General features: G+C 74.3%; 20 protein-coding genes and 2 riboswitches. Of the genes, 9 read left to right on the top strand and 11 right to left on the bottom strand.

The window, feature by feature from the left end:
- Positions 1-30 precede the first annotated feature (30 nt).
- Positions 31-576 (bottom strand): GrpB family protein, encoded by a 546-nt coding sequence (locus D7223_RS24020; protein WP_120730707.1) that lies wholly within the window; start codon positions 574-576, stop codon positions 31-33.
- Between the two features lie 73 nt (positions 577-649).
- On the opposite strand from D7223_RS24020, the gene D7223_RS24015 reads away from it, so the two are divergent.
- Positions 650-1,654, top strand: a complete 1,005-nt coding sequence (locus D7223_RS24015) for a tyrosine-type recombinase/integrase (RefSeq protein ID WP_120730706.1) — start codon at positions 650-652, stop codon at positions 1,652-1,654.
- On the opposite strand, the gene D7223_RS24010 is transcribed toward D7223_RS24015, so the two are convergent.
- Positions 1,642-2,211: a TetR/AcrR family transcriptional regulator gene (locus D7223_RS24010; protein ID WP_120730705.1), complete on the bottom strand. Its 570-nt coding sequence runs from the start codon at positions 2,209-2,211 to the stop codon at positions 1,642-1,644. The genes D7223_RS24015 and D7223_RS24010 overlap by 13 nt on opposite strands.
- A 55-nt stretch (positions 2,212-2,266) precedes the next feature.
- On the opposite strand from D7223_RS24010, the gene D7223_RS24005 reads away from it, so the two are divergent.
- Together D7223_RS24005 and D7223_RS24000 are read left to right on the top strand one after the other, a co-directional pair.
- A complete protein-coding gene (locus D7223_RS24005; protein WP_120730704.1) occupies positions 2,267-3,328 on the top strand; it encodes an FAD-dependent monooxygenase in 1,062 nt (353 codons plus the stop codon).
- A 61-nt stretch (positions 3,329-3,389) separates the two neighbouring features.
- Positions 3,390-3,468: riboswitch (ZMP/ZTP riboswitch) on the top strand.
- A 15-nt stretch (positions 3,469-3,483) separates the two neighbouring features.
- Positions 3,484-4,392, top strand: a complete 909-nt coding sequence (locus tag D7223_RS24000) for a bifunctional 5,10-methylenetetrahydrofolate dehydrogenase/5,10-methenyltetrahydrofolate cyclohydrolase (protein ID WP_120730703.1) — start codon at positions 3,484-3,486, stop codon at positions 4,390-4,392.
- Here the strand turns inward: D7223_RS24000 and D7223_RS23995 are convergent.
- On the bottom strand, positions 4,372-5,151 hold the full coding sequence (locus D7223_RS23995) for an endonuclease/exonuclease/phosphatase family protein (protein ID WP_120730702.1): 780 nt from the start codon (positions 5,149-5,151) through the stop codon (positions 4,372-4,374). The genes D7223_RS24000 and D7223_RS23995 overlap by 21 nt on opposite strands.
- Before the next feature lie 176 nt (positions 5,152-5,327).
- Here D7223_RS23995 and D7223_RS23990 point away from each other — a divergent pair, with 176 nt between their 5' ends.
- The gene (locus D7223_RS23990) at positions 5,328-6,101 is read left to right on the top strand and encodes a sulfite exporter TauE/SafE family protein (RefSeq protein WP_120730701.1); all 774 of its coding nucleotides are present in this window, start codon (positions 5,328-5,330) and stop codon (positions 6,099-6,101) included.
- A gap of 52 nt (positions 6,102-6,153) precedes the next feature.
- On the opposite strand, the gene D7223_RS23985 is transcribed toward D7223_RS23990, so the two are convergent.
- The 3 genes from D7223_RS23985 to D7223_RS23975 all read right to left on the bottom strand — a co-directional run bounded on the left by D7223_RS23985 (position 6,154) and on the right by D7223_RS23975 (position 8,296).
- Positions 6,154-6,840: a class I SAM-dependent methyltransferase gene (locus D7223_RS23985; RefSeq protein WP_120730837.1), complete on the bottom strand. Its 687-nt coding sequence runs from the start codon at positions 6,838-6,840 to the stop codon at positions 6,154-6,156.
- A 150-nt stretch (positions 6,841-6,990) separates the two neighbouring features.
- Positions 6,991-7,500, bottom strand: a complete 510-nt coding sequence (locus D7223_RS23980) for a peptide deformylase (protein WP_120730700.1) — start codon at positions 7,498-7,500, stop codon at positions 6,991-6,993.
- Positions 7,501-7,510: 10 nt separating this feature from the next.
- Complete coding sequence (locus tag D7223_RS23975) at positions 7,511-8,296, bottom strand: TetR/AcrR family transcriptional regulator (protein WP_120730699.1); 786 nt, start codon at positions 8,294-8,296, stop codon at positions 7,511-7,513.
- A gap of 72 nt (positions 8,297-8,368) precedes the next feature.
- Here D7223_RS23975 and D7223_RS23970 point away from each other — a divergent pair, with 72 nt between their 5' ends.
- Positions 8,369-9,313 carry an ATP-binding cassette domain-containing protein gene (locus D7223_RS23970; RefSeq protein WP_120730836.1) on the top strand — a complete coding sequence of 315 codons (945 nt, stop codon included), beginning with the start codon at positions 8,369-8,371 and terminating at the stop codon, positions 9,311-9,313.
- A 62-nt stretch (positions 9,314-9,375) separates the two neighbouring features.
- Complete coding sequence (locus D7223_RS23965; RefSeq protein WP_186832390.1) at positions 9,376-10,146, top strand: ABC transporter permease; 771 nt, start codon at positions 9,376-9,378, stop codon at positions 10,144-10,146.
- 13 nt (positions 10,147-10,159) lie between these two features.
- Here D7223_RS23965 and D7223_RS23960 read toward each other — a convergent pair whose 3' ends face one another.
- Positions 10,160-10,654 (bottom strand): MarR family winged helix-turn-helix transcriptional regulator, encoded by a 495-nt coding sequence (locus D7223_RS23960; RefSeq protein ID WP_202864689.1) that lies wholly within the window; start codon positions 10,652-10,654, stop codon positions 10,160-10,162.
- Positions 10,655-10,705: 51 nt separating this feature from the next.
- On the opposite strand from D7223_RS23960, the gene pip reads away from it, so the two are divergent.
- Entirely contained in the window at positions 10,706-11,647 is a 942-nt protein-coding gene (gene pip, locus D7223_RS23955) for a prolyl aminopeptidase (protein WP_120730697.1), read from the top strand.
- A gap of 32 nt (positions 11,648-11,679) precedes the next feature.
- On the opposite strand, the gene D7223_RS23950 is transcribed toward pip, so the two are convergent.
- The gene (locus tag D7223_RS23950; RefSeq protein ID WP_120730696.1) at positions 11,680-12,900 is read right to left on the bottom strand and encodes a chorismate-binding protein; all 1,221 of its coding nucleotides are present in this window, start codon (positions 12,898-12,900) and stop codon (positions 11,680-11,682) included.
- A gap of 96 nt (positions 12,901-12,996) precedes the next feature.
- Between D7223_RS23950 and D7223_RS23945 the strand changes: the two genes are divergently transcribed.
- Positions 12,997-13,197 carry a DUF5999 family protein gene (locus D7223_RS23945; protein ID WP_120730695.1) on the top strand — a complete coding sequence of 67 codons (201 nt, stop codon included), beginning with the start codon at positions 12,997-12,999 and terminating at the stop codon, positions 13,195-13,197.
- A gap of 129 nt (positions 13,198-13,326) precedes the next feature.
- Here the strand turns inward: D7223_RS23945 and gcvP are convergent, their stop codons facing one another.
- Positions 13,327-16,149 carry an aminomethyl-transferring glycine dehydrogenase gene (gene gcvP, locus D7223_RS23940; protein ID WP_120730694.1) on the bottom strand — a complete coding sequence of 941 codons (2,823 nt, stop codon included), beginning with the start codon at positions 16,147-16,149 and terminating at the stop codon, positions 13,327-13,329.
- A 73-nt stretch (positions 16,150-16,222) separates the two neighbouring features.
- Positions 16,223-16,320, bottom strand: a riboswitch (glycine riboswitch).
- A gap of 58 nt (positions 16,321-16,378) precedes the next feature.
- Positions 16,379-17,278 (bottom strand): NAD-dependent protein deacetylase, encoded by a 900-nt coding sequence (locus D7223_RS23935; protein WP_120730693.1) that lies wholly within the window; start codon positions 17,276-17,278, stop codon positions 16,379-16,381.
- Positions 17,279-17,474: 196 nt separating this feature from the next.
- On the opposite strand from D7223_RS23935, the gene D7223_RS23930 reads away from it, so the two are divergent.
- Entirely contained in the window at positions 17,475-18,128 is a 654-nt protein-coding gene (locus tag D7223_RS23930; protein WP_120730692.1) for an NAD(P)H-binding protein, read from the top strand.
- A 40-nt stretch (positions 18,129-18,168) separates the two neighbouring features.
- Here the strand turns inward: D7223_RS23930 and D7223_RS23925 are convergent, their stop codons facing one another.
- Positions 18,169-18,861 carry a DivIVA domain-containing protein gene (locus D7223_RS23925; RefSeq protein ID WP_120730691.1) on the bottom strand — a complete coding sequence of 231 codons (693 nt, stop codon included), beginning with the start codon at positions 18,859-18,861 and terminating at the stop codon, positions 18,169-18,171.
- Between the last annotated feature and the right edge of the window lie 6 nt (positions 18,862-18,867).

Genomic DNA, 18,867 nt, shown 5'->3' with positions numbered 1-18,867 from the left:
TAGCGTCACTCGCCCGTCCCCGATCGGGGGTCAGGCGTCGCTGGGACCCGGTGTCCAACCGACACGCTGCGCCCAGCCGTCCGCGCGGCGGATGACCTCCCACACGAAGGACGCCTTGGCCTGGACGTATCCGCCGCGGTCGTGCCGGAACTCCGCGGCGCAACGCCGCTTGACCGTGGCGTACTCGCCGGCCGCCGCGGGATGGCCGCGCAGGTAGTCGCGGAACAGCAACGGGATCTGCTGTCCGAAGCTGCCGAGTTGGCGTACGTGCAGATGGGTGCGCCGCGCGCCCGGTGCCTCCCGGAAGTAGCGCCGGGTCCGGTCGGGATTGTCCGCCCGGTGGATCAGGCCGAGGGCCAGCAGCGCCGGGCGGTACGCGTCGACCGGCGCCAACGACCGCACCGATACCTGCACGTCGATCACCGGCTTGGCGGCCAGACCGGCGATCGACGTGGAGCCGATGTGGTCGATCCGGAGGGCGACGTCGCCGAGCGCTGCCCGGAGACACGCGCCCAGGTCACGGAACTCCGCGAACCAGCGGGGGTCGTGGTCCACGATGTGCACGGGCGTCGACATGCACCGACGATCGCAGGACCCGTCCTCCCCCGCCACCGGCCCGCATACCTGAGAATCATGCATAATATCCCTTATGCATGACAAACAGGACGAATCGGTAGGCGGACTGATCGAGGAGTTCCTGACCTCCCTGGCCACCCGGAAGCCCTCCCCGCACACCGTCGCGGCCTACCGGCGGGACCTGCGGATCGTCGCCGGCCTGGCGGCGGAGGAGACCACCCCTCCCCTCCCCCTCGACGCGCTGGCGGTGCACGCCCTGTCCCCCCGGGTTCTCCGCGCCGCGTTCGCCCGTTTCGCCGCGACCCGGGCGGCGGCGTCGGTGCACCGGGCGTGGTCGACGTGGAACAGCTTCTTCTCGTTCCTGGTGGCCGACGGGGTGGTCGCCGGCAATCCGATGCCGGCGGTGGGGCGCCCGCGTGCCCCGCTCCCCCAGCCCAAGCCGTTGCGGGGGGCGGACACTCCGGAGCGGCTGCTCGCCGCGGTCGCCCGGGAGGACGGTCGGCAGCGCGATCCGTGGCCGGAGCGGGACGTGGCGGTGCTGGCGTTGGCGTTGTGCGCGGGGTTGCGCCTGTCGGAGTTGTTGGCGTTGCGGGTGTCGTCGCTGGGCGGTCGGGCCGGTGAGCGGCGGGTGGAGGTGGCCGGTAAGGGCGGGCGGCCGAGGGTGGTGCCGGTGGAGCCGGAGCTGGACCGGGTGCTGGCGTCGTACCTGGACAGTCGGGCGCGGCGGTTCTCCGCGCGCAGCGTACGGCCGGCTTCGCCGTTGTTGGTGGACCGGCGGGGCGAGCCGTTGCGTCGGGGTGGTTTGCAGTACCTGGTGGATTCCTGTTACCGGCGGGCGGGCATCTCCGACCGGGTGCCGGCCGGTGCGCGGTTGCACGCGTTGCGGCACACGTTCGCGACCCGATTGGCCGAGGACGGGGCGAGCGCGGCGGAGATCATGCGGCTGTTGGGGCACGCGTCGTTGGCGTCGTCGCAGACGTACATCGAGGTGACGGCGGTTCAGCAGCGGGCGGCGGTGCGGTCGAACCGTACACATCGGGTGTTGGCGGGGTTGTTGGGGGCTGGTCAGGTTTCGTGACCGGTGAGGATGGCCGGGAGCACGGTGCCGATCGCGGTGGTGGGGTCGAACGCGGGGTCGGGGTTGGCGAGTTGGTTGTTGAGCAGGCCGTCGATGAGGGCGAGCAGCAGGCGTAGGGCTCGGGTGGGGTGGTGGGCGCCGAGGGAGGCCAGGACGGGGGTGGCCCAGGTGGCGAGGGTGGCCTGGCCGTGGGCGATCCGTCGTTGCAGGGCGGGTTGGTGGGCGGCTTCGCCGAAGATGGCGAGGCGGGCGAGGGTGAGGACGCGGCCGTCGTGGGCGAGGTGGTGCACGAGGGCGCCGACGACGGTGGCGAAGGTGTCCGGGTGGATCGGGTGGTGCAGGTCGGTGGCGAGGCGGTTCCAGGTGGCGGCCTCGGCGTCGAGGACGCGGTCCAGGACGCCGGCGAGGAGGGCTTCGCGGGTGCGGTAGCGGTTGGAGGTGGAGCCGGTGGGCAGGCCGGCCTGGTCGTCGACGGCGCGGTGGGTGAGGTGTCGGGGGCCGCGGGTGCCCAGGACGGTGATGGCGGCGTCGAGGATCTGTCGTTGGCGGTCGTCCACGCATCGGACACTACAGCAGTAGTTTTCTGGACTACAGGCGTAGTACGGTGGGGTCATGCGTGGTTCTGTGGCGATCGTGGGCGGCGGTGTCGGTGGGCTCGCCCTGGCCGGTGGGCTGCACCGGGCCGGGTGGGCGGTCACGGTGTTCGAGCGGGCGGACGCGCTGCCCGCGGTCGGCACCGGGTTGGGGATCTGGCCGTCGGCGTTGCGGGCGTTGGACCGGCTGGGGCTGGGTGACGTCGCGCGGGAGCGGGGGCTTCCGCAGGCCGACGGTGCGATGCGCCGGCCGGACGGTTCGGTGATCGGCACGATCGACGTGCAGCGGATGCGCCGCCGCCATGGCGAGGGGGTACGGCTGCTGTCCCGGCCGGCGCTGTTGGGGTTGCTGGCCGAGGCGCTGCCGGCCGGTGTGGTGCGGTTCGGTGCGACGGTGGCTGATCCGGCGGCGTTGCTGCCGGCGTACGACGTGGTGGTCGGCGCGGACGGCATCCGCAGCGCGACCCGGGCGGCGATGTTCGGTGACCGGTTTCCGTTGCGCTACGCGGGGGTGACGGCGTGGCGGGGCACGGTGGCGATGGACGTGCCGGCCGGCGGCGAGACGTGGGGTCGGGGGCGCAAGTTCGGGTTGACGCCGCAGGCGTCCGGGGTGACGAACTGGTACGCGGCGGTGGCCGCGCCGGAGGGGTTCCGGCCGGCGGAGGGTGATCTGGTGGCGTTGCGGCGGTGGTTCGGTGACTGGCACGATCCGATCCCCGCGTTGCTGGAGCGGGTGGACGCGGCGGGGGTGCTGCACCACGACGTGCACATGGTGACGCCGTTGCCGTCGTACGTGCGGGGTCGGTCGGTGTTGCTGGGTGACGCGGCGCACGCGATGACGCCGGATCTGGGGCAGGGCGCGTGTCAGGCGTTGATCGACGCGGTGGCGTTGGTGGACGCGTTGACACGGTCGGCGGATGTGCCGTCGGCGTTGGCCGACTACGACCGGTTGCGGCGGCGGCCGACGCAGCGGATGGCGGCGATGGCGGCGCGGGCGGGCCGGTTGGCGCGGGTACGGCGGTTCCTCGGGGCCCGCGACGCGGTGTTGCGGGCGGTGCTGTCGGTCGGTCCTCCGGGCTGAGTTCCGGCCCGCGCCGGGTGTCGGGCGGGCCGGGTGGGCGGTGGGCGTGGCAGGCTGGGGGTGCGCGCGACTGGCGGCACGGGGATGGCGACCACCATCGGGGAGCTCGTCGCGGGAGGTCGACCGCCTGGGTCTCCCGCGTGCGAGGTGGTGGCATGTCTGTTTCCGATTCGACGACGGTGGCGCGGTCCGGGGCCCGGTTGTTGCCCGGTGCGCCGGTGGCGCGGCAGATCCTGGCCGAGGTGGCCGACGAGGTGGCGGCGTTGCGGGCGTCCGGGGTGGTTCCCGCGCTGGCCACGGTGCTGGTGGGCGACGACGACGCGAGTGCCGGGTACATCCGGATCAAGCAGCGGCAGGCGGCGGAGTTGGGTTTCGCGTCCCCGCACGTGCGCCTGCCCGCGTCGGCGTCGCAGGCGGATCTGTGCCGGGTGTTGGCGGACTTCAACGCCGACGCGGGGGTGCACGCGGTGCTGGTGCAGCATCCGGTTCCGGTGGGTCTGGACTACGACCGGGCGTTGCAGGTGCTGGATCCGGACAAGGACGTCGACGGGATGCACCCGGTGAACATGGGGCGGTTGGCGTTGGGGTTGCCGGGGCCGTTGCCGTGCACCCCGGCGGGGATCGAGGCGTTGTTGGCGTACCACGGGGTGCCGTTGTCCGGTCGGGAGGTGGTCGTGCTGGGGCGGGGTGCGACGTTGGGTCGGCCGTTGGCGATGTTGTTGGCGCAGAAGCGGCCGACGGCGAACGCGGCGGTGACGGTGGTGCACACCGGGGTGGCGGACTGGCCGCGGTACACGCGGCGGGCGGAGGTTCTGGTGGCGGCGGCCGGGGTGCCGGGGATCGTGCGGCCGGAGCATGTGCGTCCGGGAGCGGTGGTCGTCGGTGGTGGGGTGCGGTACGCGGGCCGGCGGTTGCTGCCTGATGTGGACGAGTCGTGTGCGCGGGTGGCGGGTGCGATCACGCCGCGGGTCGGTGGGGTGGGTCCGACGACGGTGGCGATGTTGTTCCGGAACGCGGTGCGGGCGGCGCGGCGGGCGGTGGGGTCAGCCGAGGTCGACCAGTAGGGGCCGGTGGTCGGAGATGGTGGACAGCGGGGTGCGTACGGCGGTGACCGGTGGGAGCTGGTCGAGGCCGTGGCGGTCGGCCAGGATGTGGTCGAGTTGCACGCGGGGTTGTCCGGCGGGGTAGGTGGGGCGGCGGCCCAGTGGGTGCCAGCCGCTGACCAGGCTGGCCGGTCCGGCGGGCAGGTTCAGGTCGCCGAGCAGGATCCGTGGGGCGGGCAGGGTGCGTAGCGCGCGGACGGTCTGGCGGAGTTGGTGGACGTTCCAGCCGGGCACGAAGGACAGGTGGGTGGCGGCGACGGTCAGCGGGCCGCGGGGGGTGTCCAGGACGGCGGCGAGGACCACGCGGGGTTCGTCGCGCAGGAGGATGAGGCCGCCGCCGGGGCCGGGTACGTAGACCGGGGAGCGGACCGGTGCCGGTCGCAGGCGGGTGACCTGCCAGGAGGTGACCTTGTGGCGGGTGACCAGGCCGATGCCGTAGCAGGGTTCGCCGTGGCCGTCGTCGTCGTGGCGCAGGGGGCGGAAGCGTACGCCGGGGGTGCCGACGACGGCGGCGGCGAAGCGGTGTTCGCCTGCGCCGAGGGCGCGGGCGGCGATGGCGGTCAGGTCGAGTCCGCCGCTGCGGCTCTGGTCGCGGTCGACCTCCTGGAGGGCGAGGACGTCGGCGTCCAGGGCGGTGACGGCGGTGGCGAGCCGGTCGGGGTCCACCAGGCCGTCGGTGAGGGATCGGCCGTGCAGCAGGTTGAACGTGGCCAGGCGCACCGTGTCACCTTACGTCGCCGTGGCATGGTTGCCGGATGGTGAGGGTGCTGCTGTGTTCGATGTTGGTGTTCGTCGCCGTCGGTGGCATCGGGGTGTGGTTGCGGCGGCGTCGGGGCCGGTGAGGCTGGCCACAGGACGTCTCGCGGGTGTGGTGGGGGTGGGAAGAATGGCCGCCCGTGGACCCGTTCTCGCTGACCACCCTGCTCGCTGCCGCCGCGTTGGCCGGTTGGGTCGACGCGGTGGTCGGTGGTGGTGGTCTGTTGCTGCTGCCGGCGTTGCTGGTGGCGGCGCCGGGGATGCCGGTGGCGACCGCGTTGGGCACGAACAAGCTGGCGGCGATCGCGGGGACGTCGACGGCGGCGGTGACGTATGCGCGGCGTACCCGGCTGGACTGGGCGGTGGCCGGGCCGTCGGCGGGGTTGGCGGTGTGCTGCGCGGGGGTGGGTGCGGCGTTGGCCGGTGCGGTGCCGGCGTCGGCGTACCGGCCGGTGGTGTTGGGTGTGTTGGTGGCGGTGGCGCTGTTCGTGGTGTTGCGGCCCCGGCTGGGGGTGGTGGCGATGCCGTGGCGGCGGACCCGGTGGCGGATGGTCGCGGTGGTGGCGTTGGCCGGGGTGGTGATCGCGCTGTACGACGGGTTGATCGGGCCGGGTACCGGCACGTTCCTGGTGGTGGCGTTCACGGCGCTGGTGGGCGCGGACTTCGTGCGGGGTTCGGCGATGGCGAAGGTGGTCAACGCGGGCACGAACCTGGGGGCGCTGGTGGTGTTCGCGGCGGCGGGTCACGTGTGGTGGTGGTTGGGTCTGGCGATGGCGGTGTGCAACGTGGCGGGTGCGGCGTTGGGGGCGCGGATGGCGTTGCGCCGGGGGGCGGGTTTCGTGCGGGTGGTGCTGCTGGTGGTGGTGTTCGCGTTGGTGGGCAGGTTGGGCTACGACCAGTGGCTGGCCGGGTGAGCGGTGCGGCGCGGCCGGGCCGGTGGGGTCGGGTGCCGGTCACGTGGTGTGGTCACTGGTGTCGCTGGGCGAGCAGGTAGCAGCGGCGACTGGGGTATTCGGTGGGGACTGGTTGCCGGATGGTGGTCGCGGCGATGGTGAAGCCGGCGGTCGCCAGGCCGTCGACGACCGTGTCGGGGGTGAGGAATCGGAAGGTGAGGTCCACGGCGGTGTCGAACAGCGTCGTGAGGTGGTTGGCGGTCCCGCTGGGGAATCCGGGTGCGTCGGTGTGGAAGGCGAGGAGTAGCCAGCCGCCGGGGCGCAGTGTGCGGGCGAATTCGTGGAAGGCCGCGTTCCGGTCGGCGTCGGTGAGGTGGATGATCGAGTACAGGGCGACCAGACCGTCGAAGGCTCCGTCGACGGCGGGCAGGTCGAGCAGCGTCGCGACGGTGAAGGTGACGTCCGGTGCTGCCGCGCGAGCGATGTCGATCATGTGTGGTGACACGTCGATGCCGGTGACGTCAGGGTGTCGGGCGGCCAGGTAGCGGGTGATGTGGCCCGGTCCGCAGCCCAGGTCGGCGATCGGTCCCCCGCTGGTCAGGTCGAGGAAGGCGTGCAGTAGGCCGCGGTCCAGTGCCTTGTGGCCGAGTTCGTCGCCGAGTCGCGCGGCGTACTGGGCCGCCACCGCGTCGTAGCTCGCCCGTACCCCGCCGGAGGTGTCCGGTGGTGCGGGCGGGTGCTGCCGGTCGTCGCGGGTCACGGCGGTCACCGGCCGTGGGGGGTCGGGCGGCGGTGGCCGCCGCGCGTACGGTGGTCGGTGCGGTACCGGGCCGCGGCTGCCGGGGTCGAGTGCGCGGCGCGGCCGGCCTGCAGACGGGTCATCGAACCTCTCGACGGGTGAGCGGTGGGGTCAGCGGGGTCTGCTGGGTGAGTCGAAGCGGCCGGCGCGGATTTCCCGGAGGGCCTTGCGGCGTACGTCGCCGCGCAGGGTGTCGACGTAGAGCCGGCCGTGCAGGTGGTCGGTCTCGTGTTGCAGGGCGCGGGCGAGGAACCCGCTGCCGGCGATGGTGAGGGGTTCGCCGTGCTGGTCGAAGCCGTGGGCGGTGGCGTGCAGGGCGCGGCGGGTCGGGAAGTAGAGCCCGGGGATGGACAGGCAGCCCTCGTCGTCGTCGTCGAGGTCGTCGGACAGCTCCAGCGTCGGGTTGACCATGTGGCCGCGGTGGCCGTCGGCGTCGTAGACGAACACCTGGGCGCTGACGCCGATCTGTGGTGCGGCGACGCCGGCCCGGCCGGGTGCGCCGAGCAGGGTGTCCATCAGGTCGGTGACCAGGGCGCGCAGCTCGGCGTCGAAGGTGGTCACGGGTTCGGTGGGGGTGCGCAGGACCGGGTCGCCGATGATCCTGATGGGCCGCATGGTCATGCCGGCAAGATTATCGTTCCGTCCCGCGGTGGTGCGCGCGGTCGCCGATGAGGGTTTCGATGCCGTCGAGGATGCGGGCGAGGCCGAAGGTGAAGGCGCGGTCGGGGTCGGCGGCGGCCTGGTATTCCTGCCCGGCGGTGGTGCCGACGCGGGCGGCCAGGGGGAACCGGCGGGGGTCCAGGGCCTTCTCCAGGTACGGGGCGTGGGCCTGCCACCACTGTTGTTCGGTCATGCCCGTGCGGGCGGCGGCCTGGGCGGCCTCGACGGCGCTGCGTACGGCGCCGTGGACGAACCCGCCGACGAGGGTGACGATGGCGTCCATCTCCAGGTCGGTCAGGCCGATGCCGTCGACGGCGCGCAGTTCGTGTTCGTAGCGGGCGATGAGGTGGGGGCCCAGTGGTGGGCGGGTGGTGGCGACCTGTAGCAGCCAGGGGTGGCGCAGGTAGCGGTCCCAGTTCTGTCGGGCGATCACTTCGAGGCGTTGTCGCCAGCCGCCGGTGGCCGGGGTGTCCTCCGGTGGGTCCTCGCCGTGGACGGTGTCGAGCATGACGTCGAGCAGTTCGCCCTTGCCGGGCACGTAGGTGTAGAGGCTCATGGTGCCGACGCCGAGGCGTTCGGCGACGCGGCGCATGGACAGCGCGGCGAGGCCCTCGGTGTCGGCGACGTCGATGGCGGCGCGGACGATCCGGTCGACCGACAGGTCGGGGCGGCCCTTGCGGCTGGTGCGTTCGCGGGTGCGCCAGAGCAGGGCGAGGCTGCGGGCGGGGTCGCCGGTGCCGCTGTACTCGGTCGTCACGGGCTCACCCTACCGTCCGTCGTACCGTACGGTGTACGGTACGACGTACGTTCTTTCTGGGGGGTGGGCACGATGATCGAGGCCGACGGGTTGCGGCGGCGCTTCGGCGCGACGGTGGCGCTGGCCGGACTGGACCTACGGGTCCCGCCCGGCAGCGTGTGCGGGCTGCTGGGCGCCAACGGGGCGGGCAAGACCACCGCGGTGCGGATCCTCACCACCCTGCTGCGCGCCGACGCCGGCCGGGCGCGGGTGGCCGGGTTCGACGTGGGCCGGCAGCCGGACCGGGTCCGGGCGCGCATCGGCCTGGTGGGTCAGCACGCCGCGGTGGACGAGGTGCTCAGCGGCCGGCAGAACCTGGTGCTGTTCGGCCGGCTGCACCACCTGGACGCCGCGCGGGCCCGGCGGGTGGCGGCGGGACTGCTGGACCGGTTCGGCCTGGCCGAGGCCGCCGACCGGCCCGCCGGCACGTACTCCGGTGGGATGCGCCGTCGCCTCGACCTGGCCGCCGGCCTGGTGCACGACCCGCCGGTGCTCTTCCTGGACGAGCCCACCACCGGGCTGGACCCGCGTGCCCGGGCCGAGGTGTGGGACTACGTACGGGAGCTGTCCGCCGCCGGCACCACCGTCCTGCTGACCACCCAGTACCTGGAGGAGGCCGACCAGCTGGCCGACCGGCTGGCGGTCGTCGCCGCCGGGCGGGTCGTGGCCGCCGGCACCCCGGACGAGCTGAAGGCCGCCCTGCGCGGCGACCGGGTGGACGTGGCGTTGGCCCGCGCCGCCGACCTGGATGCCGCGGCCCGGGTGGCCGGAGCCGCCGCCGGGGCCGCCGCGGCGGTCGACGCCGCGACGCTGCGGGTCAGCGTCCCGGTGCAGGACCGGGTGGGGGCGCTGGCGGCGATCCTGCCGGCACTGGCCGACGCCGGCATCGCCGCGACCGACGTGGTGCTGCGCCGCCCCACCCTGGACGAGGTCTTCCTGCGCCTGACCGGCGCCGAGCGCGGCGAGGTGGCGGCGTGAGCGAGCGGACCGTCCAGCTCGGCAGCGCGGCGCCTGGCGATGTGAGCCGGTGGCGGTGGGCGATGGCCGACGGTGTCGTGCTGACCGGGCGGGCCCTCGCGCACTGGGTGCGTCAGCCCGCGCAGGTGCTGGTCGGGTTGTTGTTCCCGGTGCTGCTGGTGGTCATGTTCGGCTATCTGCTCGGCGGCGCGATGACCGTGCCCGGCGGTGGCGACTACCGGGAGTTCCTGCTGCCCGGCATGTTCGCCATGACGATGGTGTTCGGCGTCGAGGCCACCTACGCGGCGGTGGCCACCGATCTCGCCCGTGGGGTGACCGACCGGTTCCGGTCGCTGCCGATGGCGTCGTCGGCGGTGTTGACCGGGCGTGCCGCCGCGGACCTGCTGCACGCCGCCGTGGCGCTGGCGGTGATGCTCGCCTGCGGGTGGGCCGTCGGCTGGCACCCGCGGGCCGGGTTGCCGGCGGCGGCCGGCGCGGTGGGGCTGCTCCTGTTGCTGCGCTTCGCGCTGATCTGGGTCGGGATCCACCTGGCGCTGGTGCTGCGCCGACCCGAGTCGGTGGTGGTGCTGCAGATCCTCGTCTGGCCGCTCGGGTTCACCTCCAGCGCGTTCGTCGCCTCCGAGAGCATGCCCGGCTGGCTCGGTGCGGTCGCCGGGTGGAACCCGCTGTCGGCGACCGTGACCGCCTGCCGGGAGCTGTTCGGCAACCCCGGCTCGGGTGGTGGGTCGTTCGCCGCCGAGCACGCGGTGATCCTGGCGGTGGCGTGGCCGCTGCTGCTGGTCGCGGTGTTCCTGCCGCTGTCGGTGCGCCGCTACCGGCACCTCGCCGGATGACCCCGCGCCCCGGTCACCGGTGGTGGCCGTGGGTCGGCAGGCCGGCGTCGGCGATCCGGGTACGCAGCGGCCGGCGGGCCACCGCGTCGAGCACGGCGTGCAGCACGTCGGCCAGCGCGGCGGGAAGCTCGTCGTCCAGCTCGCGCATCGCGATCGCGGTGGCCGCCCACTCCTGGCGTACCAGCGGCAGCAGCGCGTGCGCCCGACCGGTCAGGTGCACGACGCGCTGCCGGGCGTCGGCGCCGGCGCGCAGCTCCACCAGGCCGGCGCGGGCCAGCTGGGCGACGGTCTGGCTCGCCGCGGAGTGGGTCACCCCGATCCGGGCCGCGAGGTCCCGGATCGGCAGTGGCCCGGCGGCGTCCAGGGCGCGCAGCGGCGGGGAGAACCGCGGCCGGTAGTCGGGCAGGCCCCGCTCGGCGTAGACGGCGGCCACGTCCCGGTCCAGGACCTCCAGGACGTGCCGCAGCAGCGTCCCCACCGCCTCCCCCGCCGGCTGCTCGTCGCGCACCGCGCTAATGTAACAGCGCTGTTGTATCCGGTTCGCGGGGAGGACACCGCCATGGCCCGGCCCTACGCGCACGGCCTGCTCGACGTCGGCGACGGCCAGCAGGTCTACTGGGAGAGCTGGGGCAACCCGGCCGGTCGGCCGGCGGTGGTGCTGCACGGCGGCCCCGGCTCCGGCTGCGGACCCGGCTGGCTGGCCCCGTTCGACCTCACCCGGGACCGGGTGGTGCTGTTCGACCAGCGTGGGTGCGGTCGCAGCCGCCCGCACGTCGCCGACCCGGCGGTCAGCCTCGCCACCAACACCACCGGGCACCTGGTCGCCGACGTGGAACGGCTGCGCGTGCACCTGGGCGTCGACCGGTGGCTGGTGCTCGGCGCGTCCTGGGGTTCCACCCTCGGCCTGGCCTACGCCCAACGCCACCCCGGCCGGGTCAGCGCGCTGGTGTTGTTCAGCGTGGTCACCACCACCCGCCGCGAGGTCCAGTGGATCACCCGGGACATGGGGCGGTTGTTCCCCGCCGAGTGGGCCCGGTTCCGCGACGGCGTCGCGCCCGCCGACCGCGACGGTGATCTGGTGTCGGCCTACGCCCGGTTGCTGCACGACCCCGACCCGGCGGTCCGCGAACGGGCGGCCCGCGACTGGTGCGCCTGGGACGACACCCACGTCGGCACCGTCCCCGGTCACCGGCCCGACCCCCGCTTCGCCGATCCGGTGTTCCGGATGACCTCGGCGCGGCTGGTCACCCACTACTGGCGGCACGCCGGGTTCCTGCCCGACGGGGAGCTGCTGCGCGGCGCCGCCGGCCTGGCCGGTGTGCCGGGCGTGCTCCTGCACGGCCGGCGGGACATCTCCAGCCCGGTCGACGTGCCGTGGCGGCTCGCCCAGGCGTGGCCCGACGCGCGCCTGGAACTGCTGGAGGCCGCCGGCCACGGCAGCGGCCACGGCATGGCCGCACGCGTCCGAGCCGCGGTGGCCGGCTTCGCCGGCCACCGCTGACCCCCGCGCCGCGATCGCGCGCAGGGGTCGGGTCAGCGGGGGGTGCGCAGGGCGGCGCGGATCGGGGCGCTCTTCGCGGCCGCCTCGGCGACCTCGGCGTCGGGGTCGCTGCCCCAGGTGATGCCGCCGCCGGCCCACACGTGCAGGCGGTCGCCGTCGGCGGCGGCGGTGCGGATGGTCAGGCCGAGGTCGACGTGACCGGGTGACACCCAGCCCAGCGCACCCATGCTGGCGCCCCGACCGACCGGTTCGGCGGCGGCGATCCGGTCCAGCGCGGCGAGTTTCGGCGCGCCGGTGACCGACCCGCCGGGGCAGACCGCGCGCAGCAGGTCGGCCAGTCCGAGGCCGTCGGCGACGGTCGCCGAGACGGTCGACTCGGCCTGCCACAGGTCGCACCAGCGGCGGACGGCGAACAGCTCGTCGACCCGTACCGAGCCGGTGCGGGCGACGCGGGCGAGGTCGTTGCGTTCCAGGTCGACGATCATCACGTGTTCGGCGCGTTCCTTGGCCGAGGCGAGCAGTTCGCCGCGGCCGGCGGGGGTGGCCGGGCGGGTGCCCTTGATCGGCCGGGTGACCAGCCGCCCGGCGCGCACCTCGACGAGGGTCTCCGGGGAGGCGCAGCCGATGGCCCAACCGGCGCCGGTGAGGGTGCCGCCGTAGCGGGCGCCGGGCAGCGCGCCGAGGCGGGCCAGGGCGGGCAGCGGGTCGCCGGTGTACCGGGCGGCGGCGTGCCCCACGACGTTGACCTGGTAGACGTCTCCGCGGCCGATGGCCTCGCGTACCGCGCGGACGGCGTCGGCGTGCTGCGCCGGGGTCCAGCTCTCGGTCCAGTCGCCGAGCCACCAGCCGCCGGCGGCGGTGCCCGGCGCGGGCGCGTCGGCGTGGCCGTAGACGACGACGGCGACCTCGGGTAGCGCCGGCACCGGGCTCGGCGCGCCGGCCGGGCCGCCGGCCAGGGCCGCCCCGGCGGCGGCGGAGACGTACACCGACGCGCCGCAGGGCCCGGTCGGGTCGTGCCGGCCGGCCGGGCGGGCGAGGTCGTGCAGCGGCAGGCCGTGGGCGGCCAGGAACTCCTGCACGTGCACGGCGGGATCACCGCCGTCGGCCGGCCGCCACTGCAGGCGGGCCCGCTCGACGAGCCCCCGGCGACAGCGCGCGGGTGCCGCCGGCACCTCGGTCACGACCTTTGGGAGCGTTTCCACGCCGTCTGGCCCATTCTCCCTCGTCCGTTCAGTGGATTTCCCCCGAACCACCCGTACACGTGGTCGATGCGGCACGCCTTCGCTTGGTACTGTGCGTCACTGGTCATGTGAACCATGACACAGTGCCCCCACAGTCCGGAGAACCCGATGTGCCAGCACCAACCCACCTGCCCCTCCGCCGAATCCACCGACCGGGAAGCCGCCCGCGTCCTGGCCTGCTTCCCTGAGCAGGGCTGGAGCCTGCTCTGCAACGGTGTCATCGCCTTCGAGGACACCGGCGAACTGCTCCCCGACGGCCGGACCATCGCCCCGCACCGCGGGCCCGCCCGCCACGCTCTGGTCGCCTGAGCCACCACGCAGCGTCAGCGAATGTTCGCGTCGACCACAGGCTAGTCCCCCGGTCGGGACGGCCCATCCGCAGGTCGACGTCACGCCGGGGCGGCACCACCGCCCGCCCCGGCGCCACGACACCGCCGTTCAGTCCTCGAACGCCTCCGGCGCGGGACAGGAGCAGACCAGGTTCCGGTCCCCGTACGCCCCGTCGACGCGACGCACCGGCGGCCAGTACTTCCCGGCCCGGTCGACCCCGGCCGGGTACGCGCCCACCGACCGCGGGTACGGATGCGGCCACTCGTCGGCGGTCACCAGAGCCGCGGTGTGCGGCGCGTTGGACAGCGGGTTGTCCCCCGCCGGCCACTGCCCCGACCCCACCTGGTCGATCTCCGCCCGGATCGCGATCATGGCGTCGCAGAACCGGTCCAGCTCGGCCAGGTCCTCGCTCTCCGTCGGCTCCACCATCAGCGTCCCGGCCACCGGGAACGACATCGTCGGCGCGTGGAACCCGTAGTCGATCAACCGCTTGGCGACGTCGTCCACGCTCACCCCGGTCGCCCTGGTCAACGGACGCAGGTCCAGGATGCACTCGTGCGCGACCAGGCCCTTGTTGCCCGCGTACAGCACCGGGAAGTGCGACCGCAGCCGCGCCGCCACGTAGTTCGCCGCGAGCACCGCCACCCCGGTCGCCCGGGTCAGCCCCTCGGCGCCCATCATCCGCAGGTACGCCCACGGGATCGGCAGGATCCCCGCCGAACCGTGCCGGGCCGCGGAGATCACCGGCCGGTCGTCGTCGTGCCCCGCACCCGGGTCACCGGGCAGGAACGGCTGAAGGTGCGCCCGCACCGCCACCGGCCCGACCCCCGGCCCGCCACCGCCGTGCGGAATGCAGAACGTCTTGTGCAGGTTCAGGTGCGACACGTCGGCCCCGAACTGGCCGGGCTTGGCGAACCCGACCAACGCGTTGAGGTTCGCCCCGTCGACGTACACCTGCCCGCCGGCGTCGTGGACCTTCGCGCACAGCGACGCGATGCCGGCCTCGTACACGCCGTGCGTCGACGGGTACGTCACCATGATCGCGGCCAGCGCGTCCCGATGCTTGTCGATCTTCGCGTCGAGGTCGGCCAGGTCGATGTCGCCGTCGACGTCGCAACCCACCACGACCACCCGCATGCCGGCCATCACCGCGCTGGCGGCGTTGGTGCCGTGCGCCGACGACGGGATCAGGCACACGTCCCGGTGCTCCTGCCCGCGGCTGCGGTGGTACGCCCGGATGGCCAGCAGCCCGGCCAGTTCACCCTGCGACCCGGCGTTGGGCTGCACGCTGACCGCGTCGTAGCCGGTCACCTCGGCCAGCCACCCCTCCAACTGGGCGATCAGCTCCCGGTAACCGGCGGTCTGCTCCGCCGGCGCGAACGGGTGCACGTGCGCGAACTGCGCCCAGCTGACCGGCTCCATCTCGGTGGTCGCGTTCAGCTTCATCGTGCACGACCCCAACGGGATCATGCCCCGGTCCAGGGCGTAGTCGAAGTCCGCCAGCCGCCGCAGGTACCGCAGCATCGCCGTCTCCGAGTGGTGCGTACCGAACACCGGGTGGGTCAGGAAGTCACTGCCGCGCCGAAGCCCCGCCGGCAACGTCACATCCGCGTCGCCGTGGAAGACCTCGACGCCGAACGCCGCCCACACCGCCTCCAGGTGCGCCGCCGTGGTGGTCTCGTCGCAGGAGATCCCCACCCGGTCGGCGTCGACCAGCCGCAGGTTCACCCCCCGCCGCGCGGCCCGCGCGACCACCTCGGCCGCCCGCCCCGGCACCGTCGCCGCGACGGTGTCGAAGAACGCGACGTCCGCGACCTCGACGCCACCGACGCGCAGCCCGGCCGCGAGCCGCGCCGCCATCCGGTGCGTACGCTCCGCGATCCCGCGCAGCCCGTCCGGGCCGTGGTACACGGCGTACATGCCGGCCATCACCGCCAGCAGCACCTGCGCGGTGCAGATGTTGCTGGTGGCCTTCTCCCGCCGGATGTGCTGCTCCCGGGTCTGCAACGCCAACCGGTACGCCGGGTTGCCGTCGGCGTCGCGGGACACCCCGACCAGCCGGCCGGGCAGCATCCGCTCCAGGCCCGAGCGCACCGCCAGGTAGCCGGCGTGCGGCCCGCCGAAGCCCATCGGCACCCCGAACCGCTGGGTGGTGCCCGCGGCGATGTCGGCACCGATCTCCCCCGGCGGTCGCAGCAGGGTCAGGGCCAGCAGGTCCGCCGCGACCGTCACCAGCGCACCGGCGGCGTGCGCGGCCGCCACCAGCGCGGTGTGGTCGCGTACCGCACCGGACGCCCCCGGGTACTGCACGTGCAGCCCGAAGAACTCCGCCGGCAGCGCGTCGCGCCCGGTGTCGAGCACCCGCACGTCGATGCCCAGCGGCTCGGCCCGGCTGCGGATCACCGCGATCGTCTGCGGCAGGGCGTCGGCGTCGACCACGTACACCGGGCTCCTGCTCTTCGACGCGCGGCGGGCCAGGGTCATCGCCTCGGCCGCCGCGGTGCCCTCGTCGAGCATCGAGGCGTTCGCGGTGGCCAGCCCGGTCAGGTCGGTGACCATCGTCTGGAAGTTCAGCAGCGCCTCCAGCCGGCCCTGGCTGATCTCCGGCTGGTACGGCGTGTACGCCGTGTACCAGGCCGGGTTCTCCAGCACGTTACGGCGGATCACCGCCGGGGTGTGCGTGCCGTGGTAACCCAGGCCGATCATCGACACGGCCACCGTGTTGCGGTCGGCCAGCGCCCGCAGCTCCGCCAGGGCCTCCTGCTCGGTGGCCGGCGCTGGCAGGTCCAGGGTGCCGTGCCAGCGGATCACCTCGGGGATCGCGGCGTCCATCAGCTCGTCGACCGAGCCGTAGCCGACCGCCTCCAGCATCCGGCGCTCGTCGGCCGGGTCGGGCCCGATGTGGCGGGCGGCGAACTGCTCAGTGGTCATCAGCGGCGCTCCTGCGGGGGCGAGGTCGACACGGTCGGCCTCCCCCTCTGTCGCGCCGGGGCGCTCCACAGTGCCTGCCCACGAGGTCCTTTTGCCTGAGAGGTTCCGGGGAGGATTTGCCCCTTCGGCGCCGCCCCCGGCGACGGGGGTGGTCTCTCCCACGTGGGTGATACCGGCGGCGTCAACGCTACCAGCGACCGGGATTCCCGCGCTCGTCGTCCCCCGTGCGCTACCCGGCGACCGTGCTCGCGGCGGCCGGCACCACGCCCGCCCCGGCCGGGCAGGCCGCGGCGGACCCGACCACCCGGTCGGCCAACTCCGGCAACAACTCACCCAGCGGCGCGTCCACGGTCAACGCCGCGTACCCGTCACCGCGGGTCGGCCCCTGGTTGACGATCACCACCGGAATGCCCCGCTTCGCCGCCCGCAGCACGAACCGGCGACCCGACATCACCGTCAACGACGACCCGAGCACCAGCAGCAGCCGCGCCCGCTCCACCATCGCGAAGCAGCGCGACACCCGGGGCGCGGGCACCGTCTCGCCGAAGAACACCACGTCCGGTTTCAGCATCCCCGTCCGGCAGAACGTGCAGTCCACCGTCCGGAACCGGGCCACCGCCTCGTCGGCGAGATCCACGTCACCATCGGGATTGACCGCGTCGACGTGACCCTCGAACCCGGGGTTGGCCTCCCGCAGCCGCCGGTCCAACTCCTCCCGCGAGGTGCCGTTGCCACAGTCCAGACACACCACCTCGTCGAGCCGGCCGTGCAACTCCACCACCCCGGCGCTGCCGGCGGCGGTGTGCAGCCCGTCGACGTTCTGCGTGATGACCCCGTCGACCAGGCCGCCCTGCTGCAACCGGGCCACCGCCCGGTGCCCGTCGTTCGGCGCCGCCCGCGCGATCAACCGCCAGCCCAGGTGGCTGCGCGCCCAGTAGCGACGCCGCGCGTCGGCGTCCCTGGTGAACGCCTGATACGTCATCGGGGTGTGTCGCCGCGCCGCCCCGCTCGGCCCCCGGTAGTCCGGAATGCCCGACTCGGTGGACAGGCCCGCCCCGCTCAACACGACCGCGCCGCCGCCCGCGACCAGGCCGGCCAGCGCGTCGATCGTCTCCGTCACCCGACCCATGCTGCCTCACCGACACCCCCGTCGGCGAACACCGGCCCCACCGGGCTCCCCGGACCGGATTGCCGGTCCGCCCGCCGGCGGCGCGACCAGCGGGGACCGGGCCCGGTTGCCGCAAGCCCGCACCGGGCGGGCCGGGTAGCCGGACGCCCCTGGCGTTCGCCGGGTGGACCGGGTGCCACCGGGCTAGGTTGACGGCATGCGCGTCGTCATCGCCGGAGGACACGGCAAGATCGCCCGACTGCTGCACCGGGAACTCGCCGGCCGGGGCGACACCGCCGTCGGCCTGATCCGCAACCCCGACCACGCCGCCGCGCTCACCGCCGCCGGCGCCCACCCGGTCGTCTGCGACCTGGAACACGCCACCGTCGACGAGGTCGCCGGCCACCTCGCCGGGGCCGACGCGGTGGTGTTCGCCGCCGGCGCCGGCCCGGGCAGCGGCGCGGACCGCAAGGACAGCGTCGACCGGGGCGCCGCCGCGCTGCTCGCCGACGCCGCCCGCGCCGCCGGTGTCCACCGCTACCTGCTGATCTCCTCGATGGGCGTGGACCAGCCACCGGCCGCCGGCACCGACGAGGCGTGGGCGGCGTACCTGCGGGCCAAGAAGGCCGCCGAGGACGACCTCACCGGCCGCGCGGACCTGCGCTGGACGGTCCTGCGGCCCGGCCGGCTCACCGACGACGACCCCACCGGCCGGATCACCCTGGCCCCCGCCGTCACCCCCGGCGCGGTCACCCGCGCCGACGTCGCCCGGGTCCTGGTGGCCCTGCTGTACGCCCCGGACACCGCCGGACAGACCCTGGAACTCGTCGGCGGGAACACCCCCATCGCCGCCGCCGTCACCGCCGCCTGAGCCCCGCCGGTGGCCGGACGGGGCTCAGGCGGCCGGCGGGTCAGCGCTGACCGTGCCGGGGCAGCGCGCCCTGCGCCGCACCGGCCACCGCCGGCGCGGCGGTGGCGGTTTCCCGGCTCAACCGTTCCATCGTCCGCGACAGGTGCTCACTGCCGTCGTCCAGGTGCCGGGCCGCGGCCTGCATGTGCGAGATCATCATCTCGCCGTAGATCCGCAGCGCCTCCCGCGCGGCCACCCCGTCGTCGAACGCCGGCCCGGCGCTGCTGCGGTACTCCTGCACCGCCCGCTCCGCCTCCTGCCGCGCCTCCTCGGCCGCCGCCCGCACGTAGCTCTCGTACTGCACCCGCGCGTACTCGGCGACCCGCCGCGCATAGTCGTGCGCCTGCGCGATGATCTGCTCGGCCTCCCGCTGCGCCGCCGACAGCAGGTTGACCTCCTTCGCCGCCGGCATCGACGCCGCCGGCGCGCTGGGCAGCACACCGTGACGGTGCAGCTCCAACTGGTTGTTGAGCCGCTCGTTCTCCGCCCGCAGCCCACCGACCTGCGCGGCCATCAGGTCGAACTCGTCGGCGACCTGCATCCGGAACCGGTCCACGTCGTTGGGGTCGTAGCCACGCCGCGTGAACGACGCGGCACCGAACTCCCACCGCCGGACCCGGTCGGCGGTCATCCGCACCTGGACGCCACCGGCAACCGGGATCCCGTCATACCGACCGATCGGGGCCGCGCTCATCTGGCC

It is taken from the genome of Micromonospora endolithica (assembly GCF_003626595.1).
Lineage (GTDB): Bacteria > Actinomycetota > Actinomycetes > Mycobacteriales > Micromonosporaceae > Micromonospora > Micromonospora endolithica.
This window is presented reverse-complemented; position numbering and strand designations above follow the sequence as displayed.

Excerpts from the sequence above, each read along its gene's own strand:
- D7223_RS24020 (WP_120730707.1), bottom strand. The coding sequence starts at position 576 with ATGTCGACGCCCGTGCACATCGTGGACCACGACCCCCGCTGGTTCGCG.
- D7223_RS24015 (WP_120730706.1), top strand. The coding sequence starts at position 650 with ATGCATGACAAACAGGACGAATCGGTAGGCGGACTGATCGAGGAGTTC.
- D7223_RS24005 (WP_120730704.1), top strand. The coding sequence starts at position 2,267 with ATGCGTGGTTCTGTGGCGATCGTGGGCGGCGGTGTCGGTGGGCTCGCC.
- D7223_RS24000 (WP_120730703.1), top strand. The coding sequence starts at position 3,484 with ATGTCTGTTTCCGATTCGACGACGGTGGCGCGGTCCGGGGCCCGGTTG.
- D7223_RS23980 (WP_120730700.1), bottom strand. The coding sequence starts at position 7,500 with ATGACCATGCGGCCCATCAGGATCATCGGCGACCCGGTCCTGCGCACC.
- D7223_RS23970 (WP_120730836.1), top strand. The coding sequence starts at position 8,369 with ATGATCGAGGCCGACGGGTTGCGGCGGCGCTTCGGCGCGACGGTGGCG.
- D7223_RS23965 (WP_186832390.1), top strand. The coding sequence starts at position 9,376 with ATGGCCGACGGTGTCGTGCTGACCGGGCGGGCCCTCGCGCACTGGGTG.
- pip (WP_120730697.1), top strand. The coding sequence starts at position 10,706 with ATGGCCCGGCCCTACGCGCACGGCCTGCTCGACGTCGGCGACGGCCAG.
- D7223_RS23945 (WP_120730695.1), top strand. The coding sequence starts at position 12,997 with ATGTGCCAGCACCAACCCACCTGCCCCTCCGCCGAATCCACCGACCGG.
- gcvP (WP_120730694.1), bottom strand. The coding sequence starts at position 16,149 with ATGACCACTGAGCAGTTCGCCGCCCGCCACATCGGGCCCGACCCGGCC.
- D7223_RS23935 (WP_120730693.1), bottom strand. The coding sequence starts at position 17,278 with ATGGGTCGGGTGACGGAGACGATCGACGCGCTGGCCGGCCTGGTCGCG.
- D7223_RS23930 (WP_120730692.1), top strand. The coding sequence starts at position 17,475 with ATGCGCGTCGTCATCGCCGGAGGACACGGCAAGATCGCCCGACTGCTG.
- D7223_RS23925 (WP_120730691.1), bottom strand. The coding sequence starts at position 18,861 with ATGAGCGCGGCCCCGATCGGTCGGTATGACGGGATCCCGGTTGCCGGT.